15 protein-coding genes and 1 pseudogene are annotated in these 18,582 nt (G+C 60.6%); 7 read left to right on the plus strand and 9 right to left on the minus strand.

The window, feature by feature from the left end:
- The first annotated feature begins 64 nt into the window (after window positions 1-64).
- Together WGT02_RS27100 and WGT02_RS27105 are read left to right on the plus strand one after the other, a co-directional pair.
- Window positions 65-844: a WecB/TagA/CpsF family glycosyltransferase gene (locus WGT02_RS27100; RefSeq protein WP_024317408.1), complete on the plus strand. Its 780-nt coding sequence runs from the start codon at window positions 65-67 to the stop codon at window positions 842-844.
- A gap of 17 nt (window positions 845-861) precedes the next feature.
- Window positions 862-1,722 (plus strand): DUF6492 family protein, encoded by an 861-nt coding sequence (locus WGT02_RS27105; RefSeq protein WP_024317407.1) that lies wholly within the window; start codon window positions 862-864, stop codon window positions 1,720-1,722.
- Here WGT02_RS27105 and WGT02_RS27110 read toward each other — a convergent pair.
- The 3 genes from WGT02_RS27110 to WGT02_RS27120 form a co-directional block, all read right to left on the minus strand.
- Window positions 1,697-2,665 (minus strand): glycosyltransferase family 2 protein, encoded by a 969-nt coding sequence (locus WGT02_RS27110; protein ID WP_208247952.1) that lies wholly within the window; start codon window positions 2,663-2,665, stop codon window positions 1,697-1,699. The genes WGT02_RS27105 and WGT02_RS27110 overlap by 26 nt on opposite strands.
- Before the next feature lie 123 nt (window positions 2,666-2,788).
- Window positions 2,789-4,153: an O-antigen ligase gene (locus WGT02_RS27115; protein WP_208247545.1), complete on the minus strand. Its 1,365-nt coding sequence runs from the start codon at window positions 4,151-4,153 to the stop codon at window positions 2,789-2,791.
- The gene (locus WGT02_RS27120) at window positions 4,146-5,627 is read right to left on the minus strand and encodes a GumC family protein (RefSeq protein ID WP_208247547.1); all 1,482 of its coding nucleotides are present in this window, start codon (window positions 5,625-5,627) and stop codon (window positions 4,146-4,148) included. The genes WGT02_RS27115 and WGT02_RS27120 overlap by 8 nt, the downstream gene beginning before the upstream one ends.
- Window positions 5,628-5,827: 200 nt before the next feature.
- Between WGT02_RS27120 and WGT02_RS27125 the strand changes: the two genes are divergently transcribed.
- From WGT02_RS27125 to WGT02_RS27140, 4 genes are all read left to right on the plus strand, one after another.
- Window positions 5,828-6,910 (plus strand): endo-1,4-beta-xylanase, encoded by a 1,083-nt coding sequence (locus WGT02_RS27125; protein WP_208247549.1) that lies wholly within the window; start codon window positions 5,828-5,830, stop codon window positions 6,908-6,910.
- Entirely contained in the window at window positions 6,907-8,325 is a 1,419-nt protein-coding gene (locus tag WGT02_RS27130) for a lipopolysaccharide biosynthesis protein (protein ID WP_208247551.1), read from the plus strand. Before WGT02_RS27125 ends, WGT02_RS27130 begins: the two co-directional genes overlap by 4 nt.
- 148 nt (window positions 8,326-8,473) lie before the next feature.
- The gene (locus WGT02_RS27135) at window positions 8,474-10,267 is read left to right on the plus strand and encodes an alpha/beta hydrolase (RefSeq protein WP_208247552.1); all 1,794 of its coding nucleotides are present in this window, start codon (window positions 8,474-8,476) and stop codon (window positions 10,265-10,267) included.
- Between the two features lie 349 nt (window positions 10,268-10,616).
- Window positions 10,617-10,976, plus strand: coding sequence for an SPW repeat protein (locus tag WGT02_RS27140; RefSeq protein ID WP_024317400.1), 360 nt, complete (start codon window positions 10,617-10,619; stop codon window positions 10,974-10,976).
- A gap of 179 nt (window positions 10,977-11,155) precedes the next feature.
- Here WGT02_RS27140 and WGT02_RS27145 read toward each other — a convergent pair whose 3' ends face one another.
- Entirely contained in the window at window positions 11,156-12,286 is a 1,131-nt protein-coding gene (locus WGT02_RS27145) for a calcium:proton antiporter (RefSeq protein WP_208247554.1), read from the minus strand.
- A gap of 216 nt (window positions 12,287-12,502) precedes the next feature.
- Here WGT02_RS27145 and WGT02_RS27150 point away from each other — a divergent pair.
- Window positions 12,503-13,481: pseudogene (locus WGT02_RS27150) on the plus strand (substrate-binding domain-containing protein).
- A 57-nt stretch (window positions 13,482-13,538) separates the two neighbouring features.
- On the opposite strand, the gene WGT02_RS27155 reads toward WGT02_RS27150, so the two are convergent.
- Genes WGT02_RS27155 through WGT02_RS27175 form a run of 5 tightly spaced genes read right to left on the minus strand, consistent with a single transcriptional unit; the run spans window position 13,539 to window position 18,578 of the window.
- Complete coding sequence (locus WGT02_RS27155; RefSeq protein WP_208247557.1) at window positions 13,539-14,804, minus strand: ABC transporter substrate-binding protein; 1,266 nt, start codon at window positions 14,802-14,804, stop codon at window positions 13,539-13,541.
- A gap of 25 nt (window positions 14,805-14,829) precedes the next feature.
- Complete coding sequence (locus WGT02_RS27160; RefSeq protein WP_024317398.1) at window positions 14,830-15,666, minus strand: carbohydrate ABC transporter permease; 837 nt, start codon at window positions 15,664-15,666, stop codon at window positions 14,830-14,832.
- Window positions 15,663-16,592: a carbohydrate ABC transporter permease gene (locus tag WGT02_RS27165; protein ID WP_024317397.1), complete on the minus strand. Its 930-nt coding sequence runs from the start codon at window positions 16,590-16,592 to the stop codon at window positions 15,663-15,665. The genes WGT02_RS27160 and WGT02_RS27165 overlap by 4 nt, the downstream gene beginning before the upstream one ends.
- On the minus strand, window positions 16,582-17,754 hold the full coding sequence (locus WGT02_RS27170; protein WP_029710304.1) for an ABC transporter ATP-binding protein: 1,173 nt from the start codon (window positions 17,752-17,754) through the stop codon (window positions 16,582-16,584). The genes WGT02_RS27165 and WGT02_RS27170 overlap by 11 nt, the downstream gene beginning before the upstream one ends.
- Window positions 17,751-18,578 (minus strand): metallophosphoesterase, encoded by an 828-nt coding sequence (locus tag WGT02_RS27175; protein WP_208247559.1) that lies wholly within the window; start codon window positions 18,576-18,578, stop codon window positions 17,751-17,753. The genes WGT02_RS27170 and WGT02_RS27175 overlap by 4 nt, the downstream gene beginning before the upstream one ends.
- Window positions 18,579-18,582: the final 4 nt, after the last annotated feature.

Below are 18,582 nucleotides of genomic sequence, written 5' to 3' on the forward strand. Positions count from 1 at the left end.
TGCCTGTTTCGAAGGTGCGTGAATGGCAAGGCATAGTAGTGCGTCAGCGCGTCTCAGCTATTCGATGAATGAATGGCCCACGAACCGGCTTGGAAGCCTGCCGATCGTGCGGGCCGGCATGGAGGAGTCTGCGGACGCCTTTATTCGCTTGGCGCTCGAGCGAAGGGGCGCCGGCGGGCGTCCTTTCTACTCCACCTCCGCAAACGGTCATGTCATCGCGCTGTGCGAGCACGATGCCAATTTTCGCTCGATGACACGTCAGGCCGACCAGATCCATGCCGACGGCATGTCGGTGGTGCTGTTTTCCAGGCTTTCTTCCACCGAACCCTTGCCGGAGCGTGTTGCCACCACCGATCTCGTGCATGCCGTCGCCGAGCGCGCCGCGAAGGCCGGTGTCAGCTTCTATTTCCTCGGTGCCAGCGAAGAGGTGAATGCCCGAGCGGTCGAGAATATCTCCAACGCCTACCCTGGGCTTGGTTTCGCCGGGCGGCGCAACGGCTACTTCGACCGTGCCGAGGAAGAGGCGGTCGTCGAGGCAATCAATGCGGCCGCTCCGGATATTCTCTGGATCGGGTTCGGCGTGCCGCTGGAGCAGCAATTCGTCGTTCGTAACATCAACAGACTGCACAATGTCGGTTTGATCAAGACCTCCGGCGGCCTGTTCGACTTCCTGGCCGGAAGCAAGAGCCGCGCGCCCCAATGGATGCAGAGGATGGGCCTTGAGTGGCTGTATCGCATGATCCTCGAGCCGCGTCGGCTGGCCAAGCGCTATCTGACAACCAATCCGGTTGCGATCTATGCGATGCTCCGGCATTCACTGCGGGCTCTCGCTGCAGGTCGTTGATCGGGAACGACGATCATATGGGCTCCTCAATCTCGCTCATCACACCGAGCTATCGTGGTGACCTCGACAGTTGCCGCCTTCTCTGCGACTCGATCGATCGATACGTCACCGGCTACGACGTGCACTACCTCGTGATCGGCGACGAAGACGCCGACGTTTTCGCCGGTTTCGAAGGAAAAAGACGCCGCGTCATTGTCTCGTCCAGCCTGCTTCCACCACTCTGGTCACTGCCGAAATGGCGTGGGCGACGTTACTGGTGGGCGCCGCAGCTTCGCCTGCCGATCTATGGCTGGCACCTGCAGCAGATGCGCAAGATCGCGATGACGCTGGCGCAGCCGAGCGAGCGGGTGATGTGCATCGATTCCGACAATTGCTTCTGCCGTCCGCTGGACCTGAGCGCGACCGCGTCGACGCCGAAGCTTGCTCACTATTCAGCGCCGGGGGACGTCAATCGCTCACGGCCGAGCCATGTCCGCTGGTGGCAAAATGCGCATCGGCTGCTTGGCCTGAGCGCCCCGGCGCTGCCGGGTGATGATTTCATCAGCCAGATGGTCCTTTGGGAGCGGCGGACGGTGGTGGCGATGGTGAAGCGGATCGAAGCAGCAAGCGGCCTTGGGTGGTGGCAGGCTCTTGCCCGCATCAGGCATTTTTCCGAGTACCTGATCTATGGTATCTTTGTTGCCAATGACGCCGAACTCGCCGAGCGGCACGAACGTGTTTTGCAAAGCCCGTGCCTGACCTACTGGCAGGGGCCTGCTCTCGACAGGGCAGGACTGGCGGCATTCGTCGATGGATTGAGGCCAGATCAGACGACAATCGCGATTCAGTCGCATACGTGCACGCCAATCGAGGTCATCCGCGAGGTCGCCCTTGGCTGACGCAGCCTAGTTTAGTTGTTGGCCCGGTAGGGGTCGGCAGGAACCCGAGGCTTGCCAAGGTACGACCGAGCGATACCAGCAGCGGGTGACTTGCCGGCAGCAACCGCCCGGTCCGCAGAAACAGGGCTATCGATCGCAGGCAGCCTGCACCAAGGCTTAAGGCGTTCTTCGCAACGACACGCATCGCCGAGGTGCTGTGGATCCGGTCGATGACATAGTTGATGCTTCCGGTGCGCAGCGAGCGCTTCATCAGAAAGCGGGCCGAAACGCGCTCCTGCGGTACAAATTCGCGGATCTGGGCTTCGGCGCACCACCAGCTCTTGAAACCGGCTTTGCGGCATCTGGTGAAGAATTCCATGTCGCCGCCGCCCAGAAAGTTGAAGCGGACATCGAAAAGTGGCGAGGCAAGGCCGGCAAATACGCGCCGCCGTATCAGGCAGTTGCCGGAGCCGTGGATCTGATCGATTGCGCGTGTCGAACCCTCTATCGAACCGAAAAGAAGATGCTGGGTGACAGCGTCGGATACTGGCACTTCGAACTCGCGGACGACTGGTCCGCCGACGATGTCGGCGCTCTCGCGTCGGGCTGTGCCGACGATTGCTGCAAGCCAGCCAGGCAGCGCCATTTCATCGTCATCGATCATCAGCAGAAACTCGGCCTCGGGAAAGGCCGTCATCGCCTCGCCGAATGCTCGGTTGATGGCGTGGCAATTGCCTTGCCGCTCTTCGGTGAGGATCAAGAATGGCAGGTTGGCCCTGGCGAGACAATCGCGGGCATAGCGCGCGCCGGCCGGATTGGCCGCGTCGTTGTCAACAACGACGATGGCGAAAGAAAAATCGGTCACTTGATCGACGAGCGATGAAAGGGTGCGCGCAAGCCATGCCGGCCGACGGAACGTCGGGATGCAAACGACTGCCTCAACGGCCCCCTTATTTTCCTGCATCATCCAAACCTCGATCGGTGCCAAAGATTGTTGGCCTTGCCGCATTGGGCGACTTTGTCCACTGTCGGCGGCGAAGCTGTAGTTGGCTGGCCGGCATTCTACAATCGGGGGCTAAGGATGAGGTTAACGGGCTTTTCCCGAAACCGCCGCCTTGGCCGGCGGCGCGGAGCAAAGATCCACCTTCAGCACCGGCGCTGCAGGTGCGCTGACGACAAGACCGGCATTGGCTTGCAATCTCAAACCGAAAACAGCAAGCAGCATCGTGAACCAGATCGGTCCGCTGTTGCCGAAGAAGGGACTTTCGAGGCAGGCCAGAAACAGCGAGAACAGCCAGATCCGCAAGAACAGGCGCGTCAATGTTATGTCGTTGCTGCCGGCAAGTGCACGGCGGGCGTAGCCAATGGGCAGGATCACCAGCCAGGTGACCGTCATTGCCAGCGCTGGGATGCCGCCATTGATCAGCGGCTCGACATAGCCGTTGTGTGAATTGGCGGCAGTTACCGCCCAGGTGGTCATCGCCTGGCCGCTGTTGAACAGGGCATCGGTCTGCCAGAACGACTGGAAACCATAGCCGATGATCGGTCGCTCCGCGATTGCCGAAAGTGCAAGGCGCCAGATGGAGCCGCGGTCGGTGAAGGTTGGATCGATGCCGGCCGATGCAAGCAAACTGCTGAAGGAAGGCGATACCGCCGCCGAAAGCAAGATCAGGTTCAAACTGACGAGGCCGCCGGCCAGCATCACCATGCCGAGCCTGGTCCAGCGTTCAAAAATCCAGGCGAGCAGAAGGATTGCCGGGAGCATCGCCGTCGAGGTCTTGCCGCCAGCATGAAGCACGAAGAAGCCCGCTGACAGCGCAATCAGGGACCCGAGCCGGGCGTGCCCAGCCTTTGCGATGTAGAGGCCGAAGAAAACGGCATAAACCATTGCCGCGGCGGCAATGTTCTTATGGCCGAAGTGACCGCGCCAGTCACCCGCAAGCGACTGCTCCAGCGCATCTGTCACCTGATGGACGGCAAGGTGCGGTAGGACAATGACGCCAAAATAGGAAAGGCCGATCGCAAACGTCAGGCCAATACACATGAGTTTTGCGAACTGCGCGCCATTTGTTGGAATGAGCAGCGTCGCATTTGCGCAAAGGCAGACCAGGATCGCAAAAACGATGCGCCGGAAGGCCGCGCTCGGATCGCCCGCAAAGAGACCGGTGAAGAGCAGCCACGCGAGCAGACAAATCAGGAGGCCATAGGGGCGCAGCAGCAGGTGACGCGCCGGGTTCTGCAATATTGTGGCCAGCACCACACCCGACATGGCGATCACGATCAACTGATTGAGGACGTTCGAGCTGCCGCCATAGGGTGTGGAAAGGCTGGCGGCGTTCGGATCAGGAAACGGGTTCAATCCGACCCAGAAGTAGCTGAAGATAGCCAGGAAGAGAAAGGCTGCGAAGGCGCCGCCGTTTCTGACCCGGGCAGTCCTGCCAATGTCAGCCATAGGTGTTGCCGAAAGCTGCGCTCAGCCGGCGATAGTCTCGCCAGAGTCCCAACAAGACCGCGACGGCAAGGCCGAGGCAAAGGCCGACAACGCCGCCAGCACCGGAAAGCACGTAGCCGCGTGGCGGGAAGCTGCGCGCTGTCGGGACGACTGCCGCTGAAACAATCCGCACATTGGTCGTGTCGATCTGCTGGCGCTCAGCGGCTTCTCCTGCCCTGGCCATGAAGGCTTCGTAGACCGTCGCCTTGGCGCGCGCCTCGCGCTCCAGTTCGCGCAGGTGGATCTGCGCTGCGGTATCCTGGAAGACTGAGGATTTCATCTGGTCGGCTTCCGAGTTCAGCGCGTCAAGCGCCGATCTGGCTTGGTCGAGTTCGGCCTTTGCGGCTTGCACGATGCGTGCCGTCTCGGCGTCGATCTGGCCTTCCAGCGCTCTGAGCTGGGGCCCGAGTCCCAGGATCATCGGATGACGCGGTCCCAGCACGGCCGATTGAGACGTCACGCGTTGTCTAAGGGTCGAATACTGCGTGCGCAGCATCGTCATCGTTTCCGACTGCAGCGCAGAGGCGTTGAGACGGTTCTTCGGGTTGGTGGATACAAGTTCATTATAACGCGACTGCGCCTGGATGAGGCGCGCCTTGGCGTCGATCAGCTGTGTGTTCGTCTGGTTTGACATCAGGGTGCTCACGAGCTCCCCGGAACTTGATTGCAACCCCTGTTCGCGCTTGAACGCCTCGACGGCAGCTTCTGCCTTGGCGACCTCGACCTTTAGATCGCCGAGGCGCGCAAACAGCGAGCTTGCTGCCCGGCCGGCTCCTTCCGATTCCGCCTTGGCGAGTTCCTCCTGGAAGGCGGTTGCAACGGCGTTGGTGATGGTAACGGATTTAGCCGGGCTTTGCGTCCATACGGCGACGTTGACGATGAACGAGCGCTCGTCCCGGCGGGCGGTGACGCGTTTTGCAAGCGCGCGCAGCGCGTCGCTGGCCGGATCCTTCGATGTCGGTGAAACGAACTCGGGATCCACGGTGAGCTTCAGGTCGTCGATCACGCGGCTTAACACGTTACCTGACGTCAGGACCCGCAATTTGCTCTCGACATCCAGCAGTTGCGTGTCTCGCTGCATGCTTTCGGAGAAGATGTCGTCAGCGACGACCCGCAGGTTTGACGGATCGACGAGAAGGTCGATTCCGGCCGTAAAGCGCGGCTTTACGACGAATACGACGGCATAGCCGGCCACAGCACCTAAGATGGCAAACGCAATGATCCACACAAGACCGGAGCGCAACCAGTTAAAGATGCGTGCAAGGTCAAACTGAAGCAGCTCCTGAAAGACGAAAGAGCGGCTTTCTGCGGCAGGGGGCTCGGCAACCTTCAGTACCGGCCGCCCTGGAACGGCAACATCGAGCTGCTCCCGATTCGTTGCCCAGCCACGCGTACTGATGACCGGAGTCTGATGTCGGGGAGCGGCTTCATACATGGCGGCGAGATCTTATTGACACGGCGCCAAAGCGCGAACCTATGGTTAAGAGACCTGATTTTCCTTAAGTATCCATTAAGAGCGATTTCAATTGTCGCGTGCGCGCGAAGCAAGTCTCCACTAAAGAGCAGACGTTGAAAGCCTTGCCCGCGTGCGCGGTCGAATTCTGGTTCATTAATACACACTAGGGATTTCAGTTTATGCGCAGGCGGGACTTCGTTTTCGGCGCATTGGGTGCCGGACTGGCATCCTCCGGTGCGCTCGATCCTTTTGTCTGGAGTGACCCGACTGCCAAGGCAGCGCCTGTAAGAGGCGTGATCCCTTATGGCACGGCAGTGCGTACAGATCGTCTCGATACGGAATTCGACTACAAGGCAGCCATCGTCGACCACTGCCAACTCGTGGTCGGCGAGGGTGGATTGAAATGGTTCGACCTGCGTCCGAGTGAGGACCAGTTCGTGTTCGATCAACCTGACCGGCTGATCGATTTTGCCGATCGGAACGGCATGCAGATGCGCGGCCACACGCTCGCCTGGTACGGAGCCATGCCGGATTGGACTCAGACCATTGCGAGCCCGGCGCAAGCCGAACGCGAGCTCGTCCATCACATCACCACCGTCGTCGGACGCTACCAGGGGCGGATTCCAAGCTGGGACGTGGTCAACGAGGCGATCGCCGAGCATCCCGAGAGTGGGGCGACGATCCGTAACTCGATCTGGCAGGAGCGGCTGGGCAAGCGCTACATCGAGCTTGCCCTGCGCACTGCTGCTGATGTCGACCCCTCCGCTCAGCTCGTGATCAATGACTACAATATTGAGAACCCGACACAGCAGTGCCGCGACCGGCGCCAGGCGTTACTCGACCTGCTGCGCGATCTGAAGGATCGCGACGTGCCGCTCCATGCCGTTGGCATTCAGGGACATCTTCCGGGCGACATGGAAATCGACAAGGAAGGCCTGTCGAAATTCGTCGAGGCGGTGAAGGAAATGCAGCTCGAGGTTCTCGTGACCGAACTCGACGTGATCGACAACAAGCTGCCCGCCCGGGAATATGACCGGGACCAGATCGTCGCGGCACGGGCGGGTGATTTCCTCAAAGCGATCTCTGACGTGGCGCGGCCAAGTGCAATTCTGACCTGGGGCATCACCGATCGCTATACATGGGTGCCGACGTGGTTCAAGCGCGACGACGGTAAGCCCAACCGTCCGCTGCCGCTCGATGCCGGGTGCCGCCCAAAGGCGCTGATGAAGGTGATCGACGAATTCACGCGTGCTGCCGAATGATGTTTCGCCAGATCTCGACATACATGATTGCCAACGCCGTCTCGGCTTTGTTCGGGTTCGTCTCGGTCGTGCTCTTCACCCGCATACTGAGCCCGCACGAATACGGCATCTATGTCGTCGGCACCGGTGTCGCCGGCGTCATATCGACCCTGCTGTTCGGATGGATAAAATTCTCGGTGCTGCGTTTCGATTCCGAAGGTGGATCGAAGGATGTCCGCACCACCGCGCTTTGCGCCTATGCGGGACTGATGCTGCTCAGCCCGCTCGTCATTCTCGCAACCTGGCTGATCGCCGAGGGCTCGTCGACCTATGTCGTGCCTGCTGTATTCGTTGCCTTCATGGTCGGGCTGTTCGAGTTCGTGCAGGAGGTATTCCGCTCACGCCAGCAGACCGGCGCCTACATGTGGTCGGTCATCCTGCGTGCTGTGCTGACGCTCATCTTCTCCGCCGGCCTGGTTACGGTGTTCGGCATGGGCGGGCAGGGCCTGCTCGTCAGCGTGGCCTGCTCCTATCTCGTGACCCTCTTGATCTATGCGCGAGATGTCTGGCGCCAGCCGCGCCATCCGTTCGATACCGGGCTGCTTAAAGATATGTTGCGCTTTGGCCTACCGATGACCGCTTCGTCCTTCGTCTTCGTGCTGCACACGGTTCTCGACCGAATGATCATCGTAACCTATATCGGCGAGACGGCCGCAGGCGTCTATGGTGCTGCTGCCGATCTCGTCCGGCAGATCATCCTGTTTCCCGGTGTCGCAATTGGCTCGGCAACGATTCCGCTGGCAATCCGTTTGCTGGCGCAGGATGGCCACAAGGCCACAAACCGGCATCTGATGCAAACGTCAGAGGTGCTGCTGACCGTGCTGATGCCGATGGTCGTTGGACTGGCTCTGGTGGCGCCTGGTTTTGCAAGCCTGATCCTTGGGGCCGAGTTTCGCGATGCGGCTGCCATCCTCATCCCGATCCTGGTCTTTGCCTGGCTGTTTCGCTCGATCTCCTACCAGTTCGTCCATGTCAGCTTTCAGCTGGCGAAGAAGCCGAGCCTTATGGGCGTGCAAGGCATGATCATTCTGGCAATCAACATCATCGGCATGTTCGTCCTCGTCCCGCGTTTTCAGCTTGTCGGCGCGGCATGGGCGCTGCTGATCGCCGAGATAGGTGGCGTGATCGCCGGGTACTTCCTGTCCTACCGCGCCCATCGCTTGCCACTCGACCTGCGCCCGATCGTCAAGGTCAGTCTTGCAACCGCTACGATGGCGGCACCGACCTTCATCGTCGTCAGGCATCCGACCGGCAATGCTGTCTTCGACTTGACTGTGCCAATCGTCACGGGCGTCGTCGCTTATGCGGCAGCCGCATTTGCGCTGAACCTCGCCGGCGTGCGCATCGCGCTGACGAGGCGACTGCGGCCAGCCTGATCGGGGACACTGGGGTCTTGTAATCGAGCACGGACCAAAAGGTAAGATAACGCCACTGAGCTTCCGCGAATTCTTAACGCCTCAAGTATATCAGCGGGAGATACCTTCGGCGGGCACGCAATCGGAAGGCTAGGCAAGGGAGGCCGTGGTGAATCAGACTGGCATGAACTCCGACGAAGGAAAGGGGCGTTCTGCCTCGCAGCCGACGGTCTTCGGGTCGCATGCTGGCTTGTTTACGCCAGCCGATAATAACGCCCCCAAGAGCGATCTCGCAGTGCTTCTCCTCAACCCCTGGGGGATCGAGGAGATGTGCACGCGCCGGTTCTACCGTATCTTGGCGGAACGGTTCGCAGAAGTCGGCGTCGCGAGCCTGCGCTTTGATTATCCCGGAACTGTGAATTCGCTCGACGAGACGTCGGCCGAACGCGGCTTGTCGGTGTGGTCCGAGGTGATCGGCAAGGCCGCCGAAGAACTCAAGATGCTTTCGGGCGCCCGAAACCTCGTGTTCATCGGCCAGGGCATCGGCGCCAGTCTCGCCCTCATGCAGGCGCATTTTGAGCCATCAGTTGCGGCGATTGCCCTTTTGGCGCCGGTGCTCAAAGGGCGTGCCTATCTGCGCGAACTTTCGTTGTTTTCGCGGCTCATTGATGATGGTCTCGGCATAAAGCAGGAGCTGCGCGATAGCGCGCCCGGGTCGATTGCTGGATTGCGCATGCCGCGCGCTGTGGCAGAAGACCTCAAGGCAGTCGACCTCAACGGCCTCGAAATTACCATCAAGCCACATGCCTTCATGGCCGAGCGCCCAGGCTTGGAAGCCGACACGACGTTTCGCGACCGTCTCCAAGCCGCAGGCTGCCAGCTGCGCGCGACACCCTTTGCCGGATATGATGCGCTTGTATCCAACCCGCTGAACCAGGAAATCCCTGACGCGCTCATCGATGAACTGATCGGGTGGCTGCAATCGCTGCCACAATATCAGGGCCGGAGTACGCTACCGGCCAAGAAGCCTTCGCCGATTGCATCGGTCAGTGCCGGCGCAATTCGCGAGACGGGCGTTCGCTTCGGTCCAAACGACCGGCTCTACGGGGTTTTGTGCGAGCCAACCGGTCATTCGATCGGCGTGACCGCCGTTATTCTGACGACGGCCTATGATCATGCGGCAGGTTGGGCCCGCTCCTCGGTCGCGCTTGCACGCGAGCTGGCGAGCGTCGGCGTTTCGTCCTTGCGCTTTGACAGCGCCGGCGTCGGGGACAGCCCGCCGGTCGCAGCCCGTCGCAAACAGGTTCTCTATGACGAGGCCCAGATTGCCGATGCCGGCATGGCCCGCGACTATGTTGACAGTCTTGGCATAAGCGAACGCACGCTGCTGATCGGACGCTGCGGCGGTGCCTACGTCGCCTTCAGAAGCGCCCTTGCCGATCCGCGCTGGGACGCGTGCATGATCGTCAATCCGGTCGCGTTCCGTTGGCGCTTCAAGGGGCTCCCGAAGACGCTCAAGGCCTATATGAGGAATGCCCTGGATATCGAGACGGTTCGCCGCCTTTGGGCCGGCGACCTTGATCTGACCGCGGTAACCAAGAATATCTCCATGCGCCTCGTCGATCGGATGGCCGGCGGGCTGTCTCCCGTCTTTGCGCCAGCCATGCCGATCACGCAGCTCACGGGCCACGTTCATCGCGATTTTCAGGCCCTGGCCAACCGTGGCACCCCGCTTTCGATCATCTATACGGAAGGTGACGAGGGGCAGGAGATGTTCCGGGTCAACTTTGGCGATGCGGGTGAAAAACTGTCTGCCTACCCCAATGTGCAACTGCATCTGTTTCCGGATGCCGACCATAATCTCACGCCGCTGCCGGCGCGTGAAAGGATGATTGAGCTGACAAAGCTGCAAGCTCTTTCACTTGTCAACCGTTGTCATGAGCAACGTGCGGCTCACGGCTGACGCGGATCGGTAGGCTCCGGTTGTCGTTACAAACGTCACACTGCTCAACATGCGCGGCCCCGCTGAGGTGATCTCGGGCTTTCATGGCGATCGGAATCGCAGAACCTCGGCTGTATTTCTGCCGCTCGAACGATAACCCACGTTGATAGGTGCAGATCGACAAACTGCAATCTATGCGGGAAGTCGCTTGGGTTGGCCTGACGGAATGGGCTTCGCGAGCGCCATTGTAGGCGCAAGGGTTTAGGCATTGTTTGGTCATATCTTGAATTAAGTCTTATGGTTTACCAATTTGTATACTTAAGCGTGAAGTTCACGCGACGCCTGATAAGCTTCAAATTGGGAGGTCATCATGGCAATCACCTTGATGGAAGGAAGGAAAAGGCAGGACTGGGCCAATCTGGTTCTGGCGGTTTGCTTGTTCGTCTCGCCGTGGGTTGTCGGTTTCGCGGCCGAGGCGATGCCGAGCTGGAATGCCTGGATCGTTGCCGTCATGCTTGCTGCGCTAGCCACAGCGGCGCTGTCGGCGTTTTCCGAATGGGAGGAATGGGCAAATCTCGTGCTCGGCCTCTGGTTGATTGTGTCGCCCTGGGTGCTCGGCTTTGCGGCCAATGCGAGCGCGATGTGGACGGTTATCGTGCTTGGTGTGCTCGTTGCCGCCGTGTCGCTGTGGGCAGTCTGGGATGTTCATCATCCGCACGCCCACGCTTAGCCAGGCCTGATCCGGTCGCCGCAGCGGTGGACCCTGTGAACTGAACGTGTCCACCGCTCAAATGATGGTGAAGTTCGATTCGCGATCGGCATTGATTCGCGAAGAGCAATACCCAATACCGATCGTGCTGTGGCGCCGACAGATCATGAGCAGGACGAATCATGAGCAGGCAAGGCCCCTCAAACTTCGAATATCAGCAGGAAGTAGGCGACGAAGAGAACGAGGTGTACGGCGCCTTGCATCAGGTGCGTGCGACCGCTCGCAAATGTGATGATGCTGAGAGCGAGCGTCAGGATGAGCATCACGGCATCGGTGCGCTCTAGGCCGAGCACGACTGGATGGCCAGTGAGGTGACTGATGACCAGCATTGCAGGTACGGTCAGTCCGATCGTCGAAAGAACCGATCCCAGGAAGATGTTGACCGACCGCTGCAGATGATTGGCGACCGAGGCTCGCACGGCGCTGATTGCCTCCGGTGTCGCGACGAGGACAGCCATGACGACGCCGCCCAGCGCTGCGGGAGCGCGAAGTGTCTCGATAAAAAAATCGATTGGCGCAGCCAGCTGTTCGACCAGGAAAACGACGAGAGCCATGTAGGCAACCAACAGAATAACGGGCGGCCATAGAGGTCCTTCTGTGGCTCTGCCATGCCCACCCGCCGCCTCACCGGCATCATCGATGAAGAAGCCTCTATGGCGACCGGTCTGCAGCGTCAGGAACACGCCGTAGAGCCCAACGGAAATGAAGGCGAGAACCGTTTGTTGGACGGGGGAATAGGGCGGTCCATTTGTCGGATGCGTAAAATTCGGCATAATCATGCTGAGGGTTGCCAGAGGCACGATAACGCCGAGATAGGCGTTGGCGCCCTGCAGATTGTGGTGCTGCTCGTGCCGCCGCCAGCCTCCCATCAGCAAGGACAGGCCAACCATGCCATTGAGGATGATCATCACGACGGCAAAAAGCGTGTCACGCACCAGCGTCGGGTTGCTTTCGCCGTGCCGCATGACCGCAGTAATGGCCATCACCTCGATCGACGTAATGGCAAGCGTGAGGATAAGCGTCCCATACGGCTCGCCCAGTTGCTCCGCAAGATGATCGGCGTGGCGCACGACTGATAGTGCAGAACCAAGCACGACTGAAAACAGCCAAACGAAAATAACTGCCAGCCATATCGGATTGGCAAGCAACCCGAAGAGAACCTCACCGAAAAGGAGGAACACGACGCTCGTCGCAATGCTGACCACAAGCAGCCATTCCCGGCGTATCAGCGCCAACCTGGGACGTTGCGGCACGGCCACTTCCGGGTTCATTCTGCAGGTCCTCCTAGTCGTTTCGAAGAATACGCCACACCCCGGCCCGTCCGTCCACTCCCATCACTCAAGCCGGACCTCACTGGGTTGATGCGGCCACCGGTCGCCTTGATTGCCGCTGATGGTGCGCAACCGTTTCCCGCTGACATAAATCCTTCATCTCAAAAGTCGAAATAGGCCCGACTATTGGTCGGTTCGATAATTGGGGAAGCGCACATGACGACGTTGCAGCAAGTGGCGCAAAGAGCTGGTTGTTCGCTTGCGACGGCGAGCCGAGCCCTTAGGCTCAATGGTTCCGTTAGCGACGCGATGAGCCGGCGCGTTCGGCGCGCTGCCGCCGAGCTCGGCTACCGATCGACAGCTGCAGGCGGCAAGGTTGGCAGACGTCCCGTAATCGGCGTTCTGATCCCGAGCATCACCAATCCCGTCTTCTCCTCGTCCCTATCCGGTATCGAGAACAGGATGCTGGTTGGAGGTCACGGGGTTCTGATTGCGCAATCACACTATGAGCCCGCGCGGGAAGCGGATGCCATACAGGCGTTGTTGAACGACCGGCCGACGGGACTGATCCTGACTTTGTGCGATCCGTTGAGCACCAGAAACTTACCGTCATCCATGCCGCCGACCGTCCTCCTCGGCAACCTTCCGACAGAGATGTTTCCGGCCGCCGTCACCGTCGACAACTTCGGGGCGGGATACGAAGCGACGAAAATGCTGACCGCACTTGGCCACAAAGCAATCCTGTTTGTCTCCGGCACCTTTATCGCTTCCGATCGGGCGCGGCTGCGACATGAGGGTTACCGGCAGGCGATGCTGGAGGACGGTGTCGCAGCGGTGGATCCGGTACAGATTGCCTTCGTTGGCGGCTATGACCAGCTCGATTTGAGCGCCGTCTTGGCCAGGTTTTCGCCAACCGCCATCATTGCCTCCAACGATCTTTTGGCTTTCGGGGTGATCGGAGCCTTGCGGCGCGAGGGACTTTGCGTGCCGCGCGATGTCTCGGTGGTCGGCTTCGACGGCATCGCAATCGGCCAGATGATGGATCCGCCGCTGACGACGATGGAAATGCCGGACGCCAGCATGGGGGCAACGGCCGCCTCGTTGCTCCTGGATATGGCCGAGAACGCGGCACCTGCCCGGGCATTTCGATATCGCCTATTGCCTGCGGCGTGGCGGAACAGTTCGCGCGATCTGAAAAGCAAAACCACCGCTACACGGGAGCGGTGGTCGTCGTCCTCATTCAGCTTGGCGATCAGCTGCGTGGCAGCAGACGCTTTACTTCATCAGCAGCGTCGTCCAGCGCTTCCTGCGGCGTTGCGGACTGGTCGACGACACGCGAGGTGTTGTCGACGATCGTCTGCGTGACGCGAACACCATTTGCGCCCGGGAATGCGTACCACGCGATCATGCGCGGCATTTGCTTCAGGCCGGCCTGGAAGAGCGGGTTCTGTTTGTAGAAGTCACCGAGATATTCCGGGGATTTCGCGGCCAGCTCGTTGTTCGGCACATAGCCGGTGCCGGGCACGACGACTGAGGCGCCATAGGGGCCAGCGGCAAACTTGGCGAATTTCCAGGCGGCGTCCTGCTTGGCGGCGTCATGGGTCAGGATGACGACCGCGTTGCCGCCGGTCGGCAACTTGCCATTCACCGGATCGATCAGCGGGATTTCGGCCGTGCGCAGGTCAAACTTGCCGCCGACATTCTTGATTGTGTTGCGCAACGCGCCGGTCGTCTGGAAGGCAAAGCCAACCTTGCCGGCAACGAAGGCCTGCTCGCCGGCGGCCTTGGTGAAGACAGGCATGCCGGCTTCCTTGACCATGCGGTTGATAATGGTCATCGCCTTCTGGCCTTCCGGACCGTTGAAGCCAACGCTGCTTTCGTCTTCGCTCAGCATCTTTCCGCCGGCGCCGAACAGCAGCGCGGAGAACATCCAGTCGTCGCCCTGCCAGCGGAAGTCGATGGAATCGACGCCGTTGCCAAGCGCCTTGATCTTGGCGCCGAGTTCGATGACCTCGTCCCAGCTCGTCGGCGGATTGTCCGGGTTGCCGCCTGCGGCCCTCACCAGGTCGGCATTGTAATACATGATCGGGTTCGAGGTCGCGAAGGCGAGGCCGACCTGCTTGCCGTTCACCTGCGCGAGCTTCAGGATGTTGTTCGAGAAGCCCTGTTCCGCCATGCTGTTGTCCTTGGCGATCAGCGGGCCCATGTCGACCGGGATGTCGCGTTCATTGGCCATGCGCAGGCGGTTGAGACCGATGAAGGTCAGGTCCGGCATCTCGGGCGTGCCGACTTGGCGCATGATCGTCTGGATACCTTCCTCGTAGGTCGCCGACGGGTTTGCAAACTGGATCTTGATGTCAGGGTTTTCCTCCATGAACTTCTTCGAGATCGTGTCCATCACGTCCTTGAAGAAACCCGGCATCGGATAATGCACGGTCAGTGTCGTCTCGGCATGGGCCGGAAGCGACACCGTCATGGCGACCGCGGCAGCGGCGAGTATCTGGGTGAAATGCTTCATCGGGTGGCTCCTGGGTTCAGACCGGTCAGCCCTTGAGACCGGTCATGGTGATGCCCTCGACGAAGCGTTTCTGTGCCAGCAGGAAGGCGGCGACGAGGGGGAAGGTGATGATGAGAGCGGCTGCCATCAGCGCGCCGTAGTCGTCTCCGGCCTCCGCGGCGCGGAAATAGAGAAGCCCGAGCGGCGGTGTGGCATAGGCCGGGTTCGAGATGACGATCAGCGGCCAGTAGAGGTCGTTCCAATGCGCCACGACCGAGAAGATCGCAAAGGCGGTGATCGCCGGCCACGCGTTCGGTACGATGACGCGCGCGATGATGCCAACCTCCATCATGCCGTCGAGGCGGGCTGCATGGATCAGATCGTCCGGGATGGAGCGGAAGAACTGCAGGAACAGGAAAATGCCAAAGACCGAGATGGTGAAGGGCGCAACCAACGCAAAATAGCTGTTCAGGCCACCCACCTTATCGAAGGCGACATAGAGCGGCAGCGCGGTTGCATGGATGGGGACCAGCAGGCCGAGCATGACCAGCACCATCATCGCGCGGGCCGCCCGGAATTTGAGCTTCGCCATGGCATAGGCACAGGGGACCGCGATTATCACCTGGATGGCAAGGATCAGCAGGCAGACAATCACGCCGTTGAAAAGCAGGTTGCCCATCGAGACGCGCGACAAGGCCTTTGTGAAGTTCTGAACATAAAACCATTGCTGCGGGACGAGCGACAACGAGGACGTGAAGATGTCGCTCTGTGCCTTGCCGGCCGTCGAGACCATGAAAATATAGGGCGCGAGGAAAACGAGCGCGCCAAGGCTCAGGATTGACAGCCGAACGATCCGGGCGAGGGGGAAGGTGTTCGCGCTCATGTGTAGTGCACCTGCCGGTCCTGGATACGGTACTGCAGGAACATCAGGACGACCAGAATGGCGAGGAAGACGACGGTCATGGCCGAGGCATAGCCGACGCGCAGATAGACAAAGCCTTCCTGGTAGATCGTAAAAAGAAGCACTTCGGAGGCCTTGTTGGGGCCGCCCTCGGTCAGCGTCTTGACCGTTTCGAAGACCTTGACCGAGTTGATGATGCTGATCGTCGTCACGAAAAGTGTCGTCGGCCCGAGCATGGGCCAGGTGACGAGACGGAAGCGATCCCAGCCTGAGCGGGCGCCATCGACTGCCGCTGCAGCATAGAGTTCGCGGGGGATGGCGGTGAGGCCTGCCAGGAAGAGCACCAGGTTGAAGCCCACCGACTGCCAGATGCCGATGATCGACAGGCCATAGAGTACGGTGCTCGATGCGCCGAGCCAGTTCGGGCCCTGGATGCCGATTTGCGACAGCATCGCGTTGACCGGGCCGATGGTCGGATGAAAGAGATATTGCCAGACCGTCGCCATGGCGACGAGCAACGAGGCGACGGGCAGGAAATAGGCTGTCCTGAAGAAGGCGCGGCCGAACCCCTCGGCTTCGATCAGCATGGCAAGGCCAAGCGCCATGAAAATCGAGACCGGAGTGACGATCGCCGTATAGACCGTCGTATTCCAGAGCGAGCGCTTGAAGGTGCGATCGGTCAAGAGCTCTGCGTAATTTTCGACGCCGACGAACTTGAAGCCCGCATAACCGAGCTCGAAATCGGAAAAGCCGAGCGCGATCACTGCTGCAACCGGCACAAGGATGAAAAGGAAGACGAGCACGATCGCCGGCAGGGACAGCAGCCAAGCCGTCCGGGCTTCATGGCGCTCGGCGGTCCTGGACGGGGCATGTGCGATGACGCCCGAGGCTGCGGCACTATCGGCCATGCGCAGCCTCCCGCGCAACGCTGGTCGTCTGCGCCATTGCAGGTTGGCGTGCCCCGTCGGGGCCGAACACGAGAATATGCTCGCAGGCAACATGCAGGCGGATCGGCATGCCGGCGGCAAGGCCGGTGCCTTCAGCGGGCGAGACCTTGGCGATCATGGTTTCGCCGATCGCATCCAGACGGCTATGGACGATGATCTCGGAGCCGAGGAATTCGACGCGCTCGACGCGGGCCGGCAGGCCGCTATCACCGCCGCGCGCAATGCGGACAAATTCCGGTCGAATGCCGAGCGTCACTGCCGCGCCGGCCGAAAGAGTGCGGTTGGAGAGCGCACAGCGCACGTTACCGAGAGCCACCGTCGAATCCGTCTCGATCTGCGAAGGCAGAAGATTGATGCGCGGCTGGCCGATGAACGTTGCGACTTCAATATGCAGCGGATCGTCATAGATGACCCGCGGTGGCGAAAGCTGGAGGAGTGCGCCGCCGATCATCACGGCGACCCGGTCTGCCATGGAAAGTGCTTCGGCTTGGTCGTGGGTGACGTAAAGGGTCGGTACTCCGGCGCGGCGATGCAGGTCGACGATCTCGCCACGGGCATGCACACGCAGGTTGGCGTCGAGGTTGGAAAGCGGCTCGTCCATCAAAAAGACCGCCGGCTGGCGCACCATGGCACGGCCGAGAGCGACGCGCTGGCGCTGTCCGCCCGACATCTGGCCCGGCTTGCGGTCGAGAAGGTGATCGATCTTCAAAGAAGCCGCCATGCTGCGCACATCGCGCTTGATGTCGGCGATCGCCTTGCGCTGGCCGGGTATCAGTGACCCGATGAAGGGCAGGCGCTGGGTGCGCGTCAGCCGGCGCATGACGAGCGGCACGGCGATATTCTGGGCGGCGGTCAGGTGCGGATAAAGTGCATAGGATTGGAAAACCATCGCGATGTTGCGCTCGGCCGCCTTGAGGGTGCTGATGTCCCTGTTCGCAACTTTAATCTCGCCGCCATCGGCGGTCTCGAGGCCAGCCAGGATGCGCAGCAACGTGCTTTTGCCGCAGCCGGATGGACCGATCAGCGCGATGAATTCGCCCGGCTCCGCATCGAGGCTGACGCCCTTCAGGATCGGGCTGCTGCCAAAGGATTTATGGATGCCGCGAATGGATAGGGCGCTCATTCAGCCATCTCCGTCTTGACGGCTTTCGGATAGACCTCGTGCACCACTTCATCGAGCACATGCGCTGTCGTGCCCGGCACGGTGACGATCTCGCTTGTGACATCCTCGCGAAGTGTATGGATGACAGCACCGACGAGACGTTCGCCCGGCATTGCACGCTCCATCTTGTCGATGATGAAGGCAGCCGACGGACCCCAGACAAGCGATGTGGTTTCGAAGCGTCCCTGCCAGGCCCAGTGGAGGTGACCACTGGCAAAGAGCGGTACGTCGTGGGCAGCAATCAGATCGTAGAGCCGCCTGCGCTGGCTTGGCCGGACGGACCAGTAGCCCGTATCGCCTTCATGCGGCTCGTCGACGAAAAGCGGCTTGTGAGCAAACAGCGCCAGACGGCGACCGTTGCGTTCCTTGAACACGGTCTGCAACCACTCAAACTGCGCTTCCTCCTCATCGTCCTCGTGGCCGAGAAGCAGCGAGTTGAGGCCGACGAGGCGCCAGCCATTCGCGTCTTCGATCCAGCGGTCGTCGCCGGCAAGCGCGCGCCACCGCTGGAGGCGCTCTTGATTCACCGGCTGATCCGAGCCTGGCAGGTGGCCGACGTCGTGATTGCCCGGCACGATGAGCATCGGGATCGACGTCTGCCGCATAAGATCCATGCAGAAGGTGATGTCGCTTTCCTTGTCGGCGCCGTCGACCGTGAGGTCGCCGGTATGGACGACGAGGTCAGCATCCGTAGCCTCGATCCAATTCAGAAGAGGCGCCCAGTTGCCATTGAAATGCGCCTTCTCGGGGCTGAAATGGGTGTCGGTGATCTGGATGATTTTCACAGGG

The organism is Rhizobium sp. T1470 (assembly GCF_042140505.1).
GTDB lineage: Bacteria > Pseudomonadota > Alphaproteobacteria > Rhizobiales > Rhizobiaceae > Rhizobium > Rhizobium favelukesii.